The 12,271-nt window shown below is 61.1% G+C and carries 11 protein-coding genes; 6 read left to right on the top strand and 5 right to left on the bottom strand.

What is annotated here, in order from left to right:
* Nucleotides 1–79 precede the first annotated feature (79 nt).
* Nucleotides 80–961 (bottom strand): dihydrodipicolinate synthase family protein, encoded by an 882-nt coding sequence (locus EJA70_RS15490; RefSeq protein WP_158831797.1) that lies wholly within the window; start codon nucleotides 959–961, stop codon nucleotides 80–82.
* Between the two features lie 23 nt (nucleotides 962–984).
* Complete coding sequence (locus tag EJA70_RS15485) at nucleotides 985–1,767, bottom strand: aldolase (protein WP_008076855.1); 783 nt, start codon at nucleotides 1,765–1,767, stop codon at nucleotides 985–987.
* 106 nt (nucleotides 1,768–1,873) lie between these two features.
* Here EJA70_RS15485 and EJA70_RS15480 point away from each other — a divergent pair, with 106 nt between their 5' ends.
* The gene (locus EJA70_RS15480; RefSeq protein ID WP_008076856.1) at nucleotides 1,874–2,416 is read left to right on the top strand and encodes a helix-turn-helix domain-containing protein; all 543 of its coding nucleotides are present in this window, start codon (nucleotides 1,874–1,876) and stop codon (nucleotides 2,414–2,416) included.
* A gap of 63 nt (nucleotides 2,417–2,479) precedes the next feature.
* On the opposite strand, the gene EJA70_RS15475 is transcribed toward EJA70_RS15480, so the two are convergent.
* On the bottom strand, nucleotides 2,480–3,499 hold the full coding sequence (locus tag EJA70_RS15475) for a DUF4917 family protein (RefSeq protein ID WP_158831795.1): 1,020 nt from the start codon (nucleotides 3,497–3,499) through the stop codon (nucleotides 2,480–2,482).
* A gap of 156 nt (nucleotides 3,500–3,655) precedes the next feature.
* Between EJA70_RS15475 and yiaY the strand changes: the two genes are divergently transcribed.
* The gene (yiaY, locus tag EJA70_RS15470) at nucleotides 3,656–4,804 is read left to right on the top strand and encodes an L-threonine dehydrogenase (RefSeq protein WP_158831793.1); all 1,149 of its coding nucleotides are present in this window, start codon (nucleotides 3,656–3,658) and stop codon (nucleotides 4,802–4,804) included.
* Here the strand turns inward: yiaY and EJA70_RS15465 are convergent.
* Both EJA70_RS15465 and EJA70_RS15460 read right to left on the bottom strand, forming a co-directional pair.
* Nucleotides 4,801–5,967: an MFS transporter gene (locus tag EJA70_RS15465; protein WP_158831791.1), complete on the bottom strand. Its 1,167-nt coding sequence runs from the start codon at nucleotides 5,965–5,967 to the stop codon at nucleotides 4,801–4,803. The two genes, yiaY and EJA70_RS15465, sit on opposite strands and share 4 nt — an antisense overlap.
* Before the next feature lie 14 nt (nucleotides 5,968–5,981).
* Entirely contained in the window at nucleotides 5,982–7,226 is a 1,245-nt protein-coding gene (locus EJA70_RS15460) for an aminotransferase class I/II-fold pyridoxal phosphate-dependent enzyme (RefSeq protein ID WP_158831799.1), read from the bottom strand.
* A gap of 224 nt (nucleotides 7,227–7,450) precedes the next feature.
* Between EJA70_RS15460 and EJA70_RS15455 the strand changes: the two genes are divergently transcribed.
* The 4 genes from EJA70_RS15455 (at nucleotide 7,451) to EJA70_RS15440 (ending at nucleotide 12,202) form a co-directional block, all read left to right on the top strand.
* On the top strand, nucleotides 7,451–8,353 hold the full coding sequence (locus EJA70_RS15455; protein WP_158831789.1) for a LysR substrate-binding domain-containing protein: 903 nt from the start codon (nucleotides 7,451–7,453) through the stop codon (nucleotides 8,351–8,353).
* A 229-nt stretch (nucleotides 8,354–8,582) separates the two neighbouring features.
* The gene (locus EJA70_RS15450; RefSeq protein WP_158831787.1) at nucleotides 8,583–9,776 is read left to right on the top strand and encodes a CaiB/BaiF CoA-transferase family protein; all 1,194 of its coding nucleotides are present in this window, start codon (nucleotides 8,583–8,585) and stop codon (nucleotides 9,774–9,776) included.
* Entirely contained in the window at nucleotides 9,773–10,699 is a 927-nt protein-coding gene (locus EJA70_RS15445; RefSeq protein WP_158831785.1) for a hydroxymethylglutaryl-CoA lyase, read from the top strand. The genes EJA70_RS15450 and EJA70_RS15445 overlap by 4 nt, the downstream gene beginning before the upstream one ends.
* A 171-nt stretch (nucleotides 10,700–10,870) precedes the next feature.
* A complete protein-coding gene (locus tag EJA70_RS15440) occupies nucleotides 10,871–12,202 on the top strand; it encodes an MFS transporter (protein WP_008076867.1) in 1,332 nt (443 codons plus the stop codon).
* The last annotated feature ends 69 nt before the right edge of the window (nucleotides 12,203–12,271 follow it).

Below are 12,271 nucleotides of genomic sequence, written 5' to 3'. Positions count from 1 at the left end.
AGCTGCCGCAGGCTGCGATCTTTTGATTCTGTTTTCAAGAGCAAAAGATCGCAGCCTGCGGCAGCTCCTACAGGGGTAGTTAACGCAGGGTTTTCAGCAGGTCGTTGAGGTGAGCGCGGCCGGGCTCGTTCAGCGGGAACACCGGCAAGCGCGGTTCGCCCACCTCCAGCCCGGTTGCACGCAGCCCGGCCTTGATGGTTGCCGGCAGCCCACCCTTGAGGATGAAGTCCAGCAACGGCAACTGGCGGTAGAACAGGTCGCGCGCCCGATCCAGGTCGCCGGCCATGGCCGCGTCATAAAGATCCAGATTCAATTGCGCGATCAGGTTCGGCGCTGCTGTGCACCAACCGTTCGCCCCGGCGGCAAACGCCTCCAGTGCCAGCGGATTGCAGCCGTTGTAGAACGGCACCTGACCTTCGCCGAGCAATTGCAGCTTGTGCATGCGCTGGATGTCGCCGGTGCTCTCCTTGACCATGGTCACGTTTTCCACGGCGTTGACGATGCGCAGAATCAGCTCGACCGACATGTCGGTGCCGCTGGTGGCCGGGTTGTTGTAGAGCATGATCGGCACGCCGATGCTCTCGCCGATGGCGCGGTAATGCGCGAGAATTTCCGCCTCGCTGAGCTTCCAGTACGACGCCGGCAGCACCATCACCACATCGGCGCCATGGGCTTCGGCGAAACGTGCGCGGCGCACGGCTTTGGCGGTGGTCAGGTCGGACACGCTGACGATGGTCGGAACCCGTTTGGCCACGTGCTTGATACTGAATTCGGCGACTTGGTCCCACTCCATATCGCTCAGGTAAGCGCCTTCGCCGGTGCTGCCCAATGGCGCGATGGCGTGGACGCCGCTGGCGATCAAGCGGTCAATCGATTGGCCGAGTGCCGGCAGATCCAGCCCTTCGCCATTGGCGCTGAACGGGGTGATGGTGTAGCCGATGATGCCGTGAATGTTGGACATGGGAGCGTCTCCGTAAGAGGGTTTCAGTTCAGGCAATCGGCGTGTTGGCGCAGGTTCTGCCGGGCGTAATAGTTGAAGGCGGCGGCGTGGCGTTTCGGCTTGGCGATCCAGTCATGCGCCTCGCGGCCTAGCGCGGGGATGATCGGTTTGATCGTGCCCGCCGCCATCGCCAGCAGTTGCAGCTTGGCCGCCCGTTCAATCAATTGAGCGATGACACAGGCCTCTTCAATGGTCGTGCCGGTCGACAGCTGACCGTGGTGCGAAAGCAGGATCGCGCGTTTGTCGCCCAGCGCACCGGCAATCAATTCACCTTCTTCGTTACCCACCGGCACGCCCGGCCAGCCTTCGAGAAACGCGCAGTCGTCGTACAGCGGGCACAGGTCCATGTGGGAAATCTGCAGCGGCACTTCGAGCATCGACAGCGCGGCAACGTGCGTCGGGTGGGTGTGGATGATGCAGTTGACGTCCGGCCGGGCGCGGTACACCCAGCTGTGAAAACGGTTGGCCGGGTTGGCCATGCCGTGACCTTCGAGCACTTCCAGATCCTCGTTGACCAGCAGCAGATTGCTCGCGGTGATTTCGTCGAAACCCAGGCCCAATTGCTGAGTGTAATAGGTGCCGGGCTGCGGGCCACGGGCAGTGATTTGCCCGGCCAGGCCTGAGTCGTGACCGTTCTCGAACAGAATCCGGCAGGTCAAAGCCAGCTTTTGCCGGTCTGTCCACGTATTATCCGCAAGGCTTTTTTGCATCTGGGTCAGCGCTTGCTTGACCAGTTGGTCTTTGGGTAGTGCTAATGTCTTGGCCATGTCTGTGTCCTTTGGGTGATTGCAAATGACACGAAAGAGGCTATATGACACAAAGTGTCATTGGCAAGCACAAATCGTCGCTTCCTTGATGGAATAACCGCTGCGCATGTCTATCCGTTTGAAATTATTGAGAAAAAAACTTGGCGTAACCCTTGAGGCACTGGCCGAAAAATCCGGCATGACCAAGAGTTATCTGTCGAAAGTCGAGCGCGGGTTGAACACGCCGTCGATTGCTGCCGCGTTGAAACTGGCGAAAGCGCTGAACGTGAAGGTCGAGGAATTGTTCTCCGAAGACAACGTCAGCCTCGACAGCTACAGCCTGGTGCGCAGCCATGAACGTCAGTCACTGGCCGCCAATGATCAGAGCCCGGGGTATGCGGTGCTGGCGCACCAGGTCAGCGAGCGCAATTTGCTGCCGTTCATCATCTATCCGCCGAGCGAGTTCAGCGACAAGACCTTCAAGGAGCATTTGGGCGAGGAGTTTCTGTTCGTTCACGAAGGGCAGGTGGAAGTGGATTTCATGAACGAGAAAGTGCTGCTGCAACGCGGCGATGCGCTGCATTTCAATGCGCAGAAACCGCACCGGATCCGCTCGGTCGGCGAGGTGCAGGCGCAGTTGCTGGTGGTGGTGCACAGCGCCGAAGAATGAACCCTGAAATCAAAAGATCGTCCGAACGCGGCCCGAGCCTTCGGACGATCTTTTGATCTTGCTTCAAACCTCGACCGGTACCGACAATTTCGGACTGCCCAACGCATGCGTCTTCGCATCAAAAAAACGCAACTCAGCCCCCGTCCCGTCAAACACCTGCGCGTAATGCCGCTTCTGATGCTGAACAAACGCCGCACTGCGCGGATAAATCGAGATTGCCACAGTCTTCGGTTTTGCCAAGCGCAGCGCGCGAACGATGTGCGCATCCTGCTCGCCCAAGGCATGACCAAAGATGCACAAACCGCCGTCATGCCCCAACAACTGCTCATAACAAAACGACAGGTAATCCGAGCTGCGAATGGTTTTGAGCTTGTCCGCACTCGGCCCTTCGGTGACGAACAGCGGCACGTCATCCAGCGTCTTGATCGTATTGTTGATGGCGAAGCTGCCGAGCAACGTGCCCTCGGTCGAGGTCAGTTTGCGCGCCGTGCCATCCTGATTGCGCACCAGGTGCAGGCCACCGTGCAGGTACAGCAAACGCGGTTTGGCGGTGGCGCTTTCGCTCAGATCGAAACTCGCATTGGCGCCGTTGAACAAGTCATCGATGGCGTCGCTTTGATGTTGCAGCGCCCAGTAGTTGAGCAAGTCGTAATTGGTGGTGAACACCGTGCGATAGCGCGCCAGCTCTTCATTGAGTGTCGCCAGCGTCGATGCTTTCACCAGTCGCCACGGAATGTGTACCGCGTGCACGGTGTTGATCAGCGCTTCCTTGATCGCGTAGTAGCGATTGCGCGGCGCGGCGGAGCTGACGGCCAGAGCCTTGTTGACCCGGCTGGTGGTTTTCAGCGCGCCAAGCACCTGCTCGAAGCTGCGCGTCTGCATCGCGTCAAACACGGCCAGTTCCGAGGCACTCAGCGGTTTTTCTTCCACGGTGCGGGCGTTTTCGAACAGCGAGTCGTAGCCAAAATCGTCCCACACCGCGCGGCTGGCGCCATTGCCCACCAGCAGGCCGTTGAAATCGGTCGCGGCGCGCAGGTTGTTCCAGTCTTCAAGGTTGGCGTCGACATCCAGAAAATCGGTCATTGCGTAGGCGGTCTCAAAACATAGGGGCTGATGGGCGGCGACTTTATCACGAGCGGGCATTGAGCCAGATCAACATCGACGGTGACCGATCGGTCGATCCTGTGTGCATCCGCCGAACCGGAGCAGTCGATTCGGCCCCTGTCAGGAGACGTGCGCATGACCAGTACCTTTTTCATTCCGGCGGTAAACATCATGGGCAACGGCTGCCTCGACGAAGCCATGATCGCGATTCGCAACTACGGTTTTCGCAAGGCGCTGATCGTCACCGACGCGGGGCTGGCCAAGGCCGGCGTGGCCACCATGCTCGCCGAGAAACTAGCGATGCAGGACATCGACTCGGTGATTTTCGACGGCGCCAAGCCGAACCCGAGTATCGCCAACGTCGAGTCCGGGCTGGGCTTGCTCAAGGAAAGTCGCTGCGATTTTGTCGTCTCGCTGGGCGGCGGTTCGCCTCACGATTGCGCCAAGGGGATTGCCCTGTGTGCGACCAACGGCGGTGAAATTCGCGATTACGAAGGCGTCGATCAATCGAGCAAACCGCAACTGCCGCTGATCGCCATCAACACCACCGCCGGCACCGCCAGCGAGATGACGCGGTTCTGCATCATTACCGACGAATCGCGTCACGTAAAAATGGCCATCGTCGACCGCAACGTCACGCCGCTGCTGTCGGTCAACGACCCGCAGCTGATGGTCGCGATGCCCAAAGGCCTGACCGCAGCCACCGGCATGGACGCGCTGACCCATGCCATCGAAGCTTACGTTTCGACCGCCGCCAACCCGATCACCGACGCTTGCGCGCTGAAGGCCATGACCCTGATCAGCAACAATTTGCGCCTAGCCGTGCGCGACGGCAGCGACCTCGCCGCGCGGGAGAACATGGCCTACGCGCAGTTCCTCGCCGGCATGGCTTTCAACAACGCCTCGCTCGGTTTTGTGCATGCGATGGCGCACCAGTTGGGCGGTTTCTACGACTTGCCCCACGGGGTGTGCAACGCCGTACTGCTGCCGCATGTGCAGACATTTAACGCGCTGGTTTGTGCGGATCGCCTGACCGATGTGGCGCACGCGATGGGCGCGGATATTCGTGGTTTCAGCGCCGAGGAGGGCGCGCAAGCGGCGATCACCGCGATCCGCACCTTGGCCAAAGACGTCGACATCCCGAGCGGTCTGCGCGAACTTGGCGCCAAACTCAGCGACATCCCGATCCTCGCCACCAATGCACTGAAAGACGCTTGCGGCATCACCAACCCGCGCGCGGCGGACCAACGGCAAATCGAGGAAATCTTCCGCAACGCCTTCTAACCCTTGCCATCCCCCGGCGCGAACTTCACGCAGAGCATCGCGCCGACGGCCAGCATCGTGCACAGCAGCGACAACGGCCACGCCTCTGGGCTGGCGATCAGACTGGCCATCGCGCCAATGATCGCCGCCATCAATTGATGAATGAAGCCGCTCAGCGCCATCGCAAAAGCACCGGCAATCGGCGCGCCATCGTTGGCGCGTGACAGGCTGATCGGGTAGTTCAACGACTGCCCGAACACCGCCACGCAATACGGCAGCCAAAACAGTAGCGCGATGGAACTGGCCGCCAGACTGCCCAGCAACATCACGCCGCTACCCGCCAACACCAGACCGACGCCAACGGTCATCAACCACGCCTGACCGGTGCGCAACACGAAGTGATTGACCGCCAGCGCACCAAGAAAATACGCCGCGCTGATCGGCCAGCCGAGCAAGCCGTAATCCACCGTCGACCAGGCGAACGGCCCCTGCAGAATCAGTGGCGCTGCCGTGTTGAAAGCGATGATCACGCCATAGCCAAAACCTCCGGCCAGTGCCGGCAGCAGGAACGCCCGATCGAGCAAAATCTGCCGGTAGACCGACCAGGATGAGGCGCTGGCCGGTTCGTCGGCCAGTGTCGGAAACTGCACACGCGACACGATCAGCGTCATCAACAGGCACGTTACGCCCAGCAAATAGAAGATCGCCTGCCACCCGAGCGTCACCTCGATGATCGAGCCCAGGTACTGGCCGATGCCCAGCGCCACCACGAATGAAATCGAAATCCACGACAACGCCTTGGCCAGCAAATCACCGCGAAAACTGTCGCGGATCAGCACCCGCGCCATCACTGAAATGCCGCTCGCGCCGATACCTTGCAGCAGGCGCAGGAGTAAAAACGCCTCCAGCGTCGAACCCAACGGCAACGCCAGATTGGCCAACCCGTAAATGCCCAACGCTGCCAGCAACACTGGTTTACGCCCGATGCGCTGGGCCAGGCTGCCCCAACTCAACATCGGCAGCGCCATGCCGATCAGGTACAGCGCCAATCCCCACGACACCTGCGCAGGTTCAGCCTGCAGAGAGCGGGCGATCTCCGGCAGCGCCGGCAGGTAAAGGCTCATGCCCAACTGGGCGAGAAACACCGTGCTACAGGTGATCAGGAGGGTGATGCTGGCGTTCATCAATCGTCCCTGTTTCAGTCGTCGACATCGCAACGGTGGGTGCGCAACAGCTCGGTCATCACTTCGCAGAAGCGCCGGATCAGTGCTGGCGACATATCGGCGCGCAGGGTAATCCGGATGGCGGCCTTGCCTTGCGCAACCACCGGGAAAAACACTGCGCTGGTGAAAAATCCCTGCTCGGCCAACTCACTGGCAATACGATTGGCCACCGCCGCCGGGCCGCATTTGATCAGGCGGATGGCCATGTTGCTGTGGCATTGCTCGGTGCTGATCAGGCTGTCAAACAGGCGGATATTAGCCTGCAGGCTCGCCTGCAACGTGGCGAATTCTGCGCTGCGATGCAGACGGATCGAGGCCCGCCCGGCGCCGATCGCCGCGCAGTTGAGACTTTGCGACCAGTTGCTCGGCCCGCCGTAGCGCTGGATGAGTTTTTTCTGCCGCGCGTTGCCGAACATGACCAATCCACCGCTGGCGCCAAACGATTTGGCCAGTGAGGCGACGATCAAGCAGTCGTCCTCCAGCGCCGTCACTCGCGGACGTACCAGGCCGGCACCTTGCTGGCCCACGGCAGACAAGGCGTGGGAATCATCCAGGTACAGAAACAGCCCATAGCGATCCTTCAGGTACAACAGGCCTTCCATGTTGGCGACGCCGCCCATGCTGTAGGCGCCGTCGGCGACATAGGCAACACGGGCGTGCTGCTGGCAGGTCCGCTCAAGAAAATCCATGTCGTTGTGCGGCGCGGTGATCACCCGGGTTTCATCGGCGCAGGCCGCTTTCAAGTGATTCATCGAGTAATGCGCCATGCGATCAAACACCATCACCGGTGGCTGCCCCTCGGTGAAAATGCCGCTGGCCAGCAACGGCAGGATGCCGGCGCTGGCCGCGCTGCAAGACAAGGTGCTCAGGCAGACCGCACCGAACAGCTGCGACAGTTCGGTTTCGTATTGCTCCAGAATCGCCAGTTTGCAGCGGTTCTTCGAGTTGGCGACCCGCAGGCTGCCGGTTTCGCGCAGCGCGGCAATGGCGCCTTCAAGCAGGGCCGGGTGGTGGTCGAGGCCCAGATAAGAGGTGGTACAGAAGTGATGCAATTCACGACCGTACTGATCGAGCAGGCGGTTGGCACCTTGCACGTGGACATTGAGCCCGGCGACTTTGCCGAGTTCGGCGATGTCCCAATCGTAATCGGCCAGGGCAATGACTTTGCGGTAGTTGGAATACAGGTTGAGGCTGGGCAACGGCAGATTCACAGGCGACATTCCTTGAGCGTAGCGATCCATGGGGTGTTGCAATTTGTGTGTATTGCCAGACTTTACAGAGCGCAAAGTCGGCTAAAAATCGGCCGTTTCCGCTAATCCTGAGAGGCGATGGAGTTTTGTTTGTAGGGCGAAGCCGCGAAAGTCTGCGGATTAATCACATGTCCGACTTCAACAAAAACCGGGCTATCCTGCCGACTCGAACGAACCCCGCCAGCGAGCCTTCCATGCTGCAGAAAAGCCTGATTCGCCGCCTCGATCTGATCACCCTGCAACTGTTTGTCGCCGTGCACGAAGAGGGCACGCTGACCCGCGCCGCCTCGCGCGAAGCCATTGCGGTGTCGGCGGCCAGCAAGCGTCTGATGGAATTGGAGGAGGCGCTGGGCATCAGCCTGTTCGTGCGCCAGGCCAAAGGCATGACCCTGACGCCGGCCGGCGAAACGTTGCTGCACCATGCGCGGCAGATGCTGTTCAACGTCGAAAAAATGGGCCTGGAACTGGGCGAGCATAGCCACGGTGTGCGCGGTTATGTGCGCATGCTGGCGAACCTGTCGGCGATCATTCAGTTCCTCCCCGAAGACCTGCGCGACTTCTCGGCGCGGCATCCGCAGGTCAAGACCGATCTGGAAGAACGGCCCAGCGCCGGGGTGATTCAGGGTGTACTCGACGGCGTCGCGGATCTTGGTATCTGTTCCAACGACAGCGACACCAAAGGCCTGCACAGCGTGCTCTACCGCGAGGACAAACTGGTCGTCGTGATGTTGCCCGAACACCCTTTGGCGGCGCGTGCGTGCGTGGCGTTCGCCGAAACCCTGGACAGTGATTACGTCGGTTTGCACGCCGCCAGTTCGATCAACATGCGCACCCACGCGGCGGCGCGCCAGGCCGGCAAAGTCCTGCGCATTCGCATCCATGTGCCAGGGTTTGATGCGGTGTGCCGGATGGTTCAGGCCAACATGGGCATCGGGATTTTGCCGCAGCGGGCGTATGAGTTGTTCGGCCAGGCGCTGGGGCTGCACGCGGTGCCGCTGACCGATGACTGGTCGGATCGCGCGCTGATTGTGGTGGTGCGCGATGAGGTGGGGTTGTCGCCGGTGAGCCGGTTGTTGTTTGAGCATTTGCGAGGCTGATATGCCTATCATTTGTGTCGCAGATACCCCCCTGTAGGAGCTGCCGAAGGCTGCGATCTTTTGATCTGTTGTTTTAAGAGCAAGATCAAAAGATCGCAGCCTTCGGCAGCTCCTACAGGGGCGGTGCGTTCGCATTTCGCGAACGCCCTTTGCCGAACGAAGGTTGGATTCCTTCATCACCGCGCCTCTAGTCTTGCCGGCATATTCCAAGAACAAGAGGTACCCCGCGATGACTGCCCCCCTGTGTGCGATCAAAGTGATCGAAATCGGCACCCTGATCGCCGCGCCGTTTGCCGCGCGCATGCTCGCCGAGTTCGGCGCCGAGGTGATCAAGATCGAAGCCATGGGTCAGGGCGACCCGCTGCGCAAATGGCGCAAACTGCACGAAGGCACCTCACTGTGGTGGTACCTGCAATCGCGTAACAAGAAGTCGCTGGCGCTCAATCTCAAATCCGCTGAAGGCATCGAACTGGTCAAGCAACTGGCCCGCGACGCCGACGTGATCATCGAGAACCTGCGCCCCGGCGCCCTGGAGAAACTCGGCCTCGGCTGGGACGTGCTCCACGCACTCAATCCCAACCTCACCCTGGTGCGCATTTCCGGCTACGGCCAGACCGGACCGTACCGCGACCGCCCGGGTTTCGGTGCGATCGGCGAGGCGATGGGCGGCATTCGCTACACCACTGGCACCCCCGGTTCGCCGCCGGCGCGAGTGGGCGTCAGCCTCGGCGACTCACTGGCCTCGCTGCACGCGGTGATCGGCGCGCTGATGTCGCTGCTGCGGGTCAAGACCGGGCAGGGCGGCGGTCAGGTGGTCGATGTGTCACTGGCCGAAAGCGTGTTCAACGTCATGGAAAGTCTGGTGCCGGAATACGACATGCTCGGCCATGTCCGCGAACGCAGTGGCGGCGCGTTGCCGGGCATTGCCCCCTCCAATACCTATCTGACGGCTGACGGCGCCTATGTGGTGATCGCCGGCAACAGCGACCCGATCTACAAGCGGCTGATGCAGACCATTGGCCGCAGCGATCTGGCCGACGCCGAGGAGTTCGCTCACAACGACGGTCGCGCAGCCAAGAGCGGAATGCTCGATGCGGCCATCACCCACTGGACCAGCAGCCTGCCGATCAACGACGTACTTGCCGCCCTCGAAGCCGCCGAAGTGCCGGCTGGACGCATCTACTCGGTCGCCGACATTGTTGCCGATCCGCACTATCAGGCGCGGGAGATGTTGCTCAACGCCGAACTGCCGGGCGGTGCAACGGTGAAGATGCCCGGCATCGTCCCGAAACTGTCGGAAACCCCCGGCGGCGTGAACTGGTCGGGGCCGACCCTCGGCCAGCACACCGATGGCATTCTCGCCGGCCTCGGCCTGACTGAACGCGACATCGAACGCCTGAAAAGCCAAGGGGTGGTGCAATGATCACGGACTATTCGCAAACGTTGATCGTCCAGGAAGTTTCGCCTCGCGACGGCTTGCAGATCGAGCCGACCTGGGTGGAAACCGCTGACAAGATCGCGCTGATCGATCAGCTGTCGCTGGCCGGTTTCAGCCGCATCGAGGCCGGTTCGTTCGTCTCGCCCAAAGCCATTCCGGCGCTGCGTGACGGCGAGCAGGTGTTCAAAGGCATTGAACGCCAGCCGGGACTGATTTACGTGGCGCTGATCCCCAATCTCAAAGGCGCACAGCGCGCACTGGAGGCGAGGGCCGATGAACTCAACCTGGTGATGTCTGCCAGCCAGACCCACAACCTCGCCAACATGCGCATGCGTTGCGAAGATTCACTGGCGGCGTTCGGCGACATTGTCGCGTTCGCCAGCGGCTCGGGCGTGCGCCTCAATGGCAGCATTGCGACGACGTTCGGTTGCCCGTTCGAGGGCCAGATCGCCGAGGATCGCGTGCTGCAAATCCTCGACGCCTATCAGGAACTCGGCATTCAGGGCATCACCCTCGCCGACACCACCGGCATGGCCAATCCACGTCAAGTCGATCGGTTAGTGCGACGGGTGTTGCAGCGGGTTTCAGCGGCCGACCTGACCCTGCACTTTCACAACACTCGTGGCCTGGGTTTGTGCAATGTGCTGGCAGCGTACGAGGCCGGTGCCCGGCGTTTCGACGCGGCGCTTGGCGGCCTCGGTGGTTGCCCGTTTGCGCCGGGGGCGTCGGGCAATATCTGCACGGAAGATCTGGTGAATCTGTGCGATGAGATCGGTATTCACACCGGCATTGATTTGCCGCTGTTGTTGCAACTCTCGCGCGGTCTGCCAGCGTTGCTTGGCCACGAAGTCCCCGGCCAATTGGCCAAGGCCGGGCGCAATCGCGACCTGCACCCCATTCCCACCTGAACACCGCCATTCCCCTGTAGGAGTGAGCCTGCTCGCGATTGCGGTCTGTCATCCAGCACGGATGTCGACTGACCCATCGCCATCGCGAGCAGGCTCACTCCTACAGTTAAAAACCAAACCAGACAACAAAAACAATCGGACGCCCACCGGCAGTCCGCCTGGAGAAAAGCTATGAGCCTCAATGTAATGGAGGCGGGCGCAAGCTCGTCCGTCGATCACGATGCCGAAAAAGCCCTGGTCAGCAAAGTCGCCTGGCGCCTGATGCCGCTGATCATGGTCTGTTACCTGTTCGCCTTTTTCGACCGCATCAACATCAGCTTCGCCAAATTCCAGCTGCAAGCCGACCTGAGCCTGAGCGACACCGCGTACGGTCTCGGCGCCGGGCTGTTCGTGGTCGGTTATGTGTTGTTCGAAGTGCCCAGCAACATGATGTTGTACAAGGTCGGCGCGCGCCGCTGGATCGCCCGGATCATGATGTCGTGGGGCGTGGCGACGGCACTGATGGTCTTCGTCACCAGTGAATGGCAGTTCTACGCGCTGCGTTTTCTGATCGGCGCGATGGAGGCCGGGTTTGCCCCGGGCGTGCTGTATTACCTGACGCTGTGGTTCCCGCAGCACTTCCGTGGACGCATCACCTCAATGCTGTTTCTGGCCTCGGCGTTTGCCGGTCTGGTCGGTGCGCCGTTCTCCGGCCTGGTGCTGGAACACCTCGACGGCGTGCTGCAAATGCGCGGCTGGCACTGGTTGTTTCTGCTCGGCGGCGTGCCATGTGTCGGCCTCGGTTTCCTGGTGTTGATGCTGCTCAAGGACCGCATCGAAGACGCGCATTGGTTGACCGCCGAGGAGAAAAAACTGCTCTCCAGCCGTATCGCCCATCACGAACCGCACAAGAGCGGCGGCTCGTTGCTGGCGGCGCTGAGGATTCCGGGTTTCCTGACCTTGGGTCTGATCTACTTTCTGATTCAGGTCGCCTCCTACGGCCTGAATTTCTGGGCGCCACAATTGATCCGCAGCGCCGGCACCGAGAGCCCGGTGATGATCGGGCTGCTGACGGCCATCCCATACATCTGCGGCGCGATCACCATGGTCGTCATCGGGCGGTTATCGGACGCCACCGGTGAGCGGCGCAAGTTTGTCGCGGGGCTGGTGGTGGTCGGCGCAATCGGCTTCTTCAGTGCGGGGATTTTTGCTGACCACACCACGTTCCTGATTGTCGCCCTCGGCTTGCTCGGTGCGGGCATCATCGCTGCGATCCCGAGCTTCTGGACCTTGCCACCGAAGTTGCTGGCCGGTGCTGGCGCAGGTGCCGCCGGCGGGATTGCGGTGATTAACACCCTGGGTCAGTTCGGCGGGATCGTCAGCCCGGTCATGGTCGGGCGCATCAGGGACCTCACCGGCAGCACCACGCCGGCGCTGTATGTCATCGGTGTCGCGGCATTGATCGCGGCGGCGTTGCTGCTATGGGGGTTGCCGCAGAAACTGCGCACACTCGACAAATATTGAGCCACTGAAAAGATCGCAGCCTTCGGCAGCTCCTACATGATCCGGTCAATGTAGGAGCTGCCGAAGGCT

This window comes from Pseudomonas sp. PB103 (assembly GCF_009764635.1).
Lineage (GTDB): Bacteria > Pseudomonadota > Gammaproteobacteria > Pseudomonadales > Pseudomonadaceae > Aquipseudomonas.
Note: the sequence above shows the minus strand (reverse complement) of the source record. Positions and strands in the feature narration are given on the sequence as shown.

Bases quoted from the DNA above. Each gene is read 5' to 3' on its own strand.
- EJA70_RS15490 (WP_158831797.1), bottom strand. From the start codon at position 961: ATGTCCAACATTCACGGCATCATCGGCTACACCATCACCCCGTTCAGC.
- EJA70_RS15485 (WP_008076855.1), bottom strand. From the start codon at position 1,767: ATGGCCAAGACATTAGCACTACCCAAAGACCAACTGGTCAAGCAAGCG.
- EJA70_RS15480 (WP_008076856.1), top strand. From the start codon at position 1,874: ATGTCTATCCGTTTGAAATTATTGAGAAAAAAACTTGGCGTAACCCTT.
- EJA70_RS15475 (WP_158831795.1), bottom strand. From the start codon at position 3,499: ATGACCGATTTTCTGGATGTCGACGCCAACCTTGAAGACTGGAACAAC.
- yiaY (WP_158831793.1), top strand. From the start codon at position 3,656: ATGACCAGTACCTTTTTCATTCCGGCGGTAAACATCATGGGCAACGGC.
- EJA70_RS15465 (WP_158831791.1), bottom strand. From the start codon at position 5,967: ATGAACGCCAGCATCACCCTCCTGATCACCTGTAGCACGGTGTTTCTC.
- EJA70_RS15460 (WP_158831799.1), bottom strand. From the start codon at position 7,226: ATGTCGCCTGTGAATCTGCCGTTGCCCAGCCTCAACCTGTATTCCAAC.
- EJA70_RS15455 (WP_158831789.1), top strand. From the start codon at position 7,451: ATGCTGCAGAAAAGCCTGATTCGCCGCCTCGATCTGATCACCCTGCAA.
- EJA70_RS15450 (WP_158831787.1), top strand. From the start codon at position 8,583: ATGACTGCCCCCCTGTGTGCGATCAAAGTGATCGAAATCGGCACCCTG.
- EJA70_RS15445 (WP_158831785.1), top strand. From the start codon at position 9,773: ATGATCACGGACTATTCGCAAACGTTGATCGTCCAGGAAGTTTCGCCT.
- EJA70_RS15440 (WP_008076867.1), top strand. From the start codon at position 10,871: ATGAGCCTCAATGTAATGGAGGCGGGCGCAAGCTCGTCCGTCGATCAC.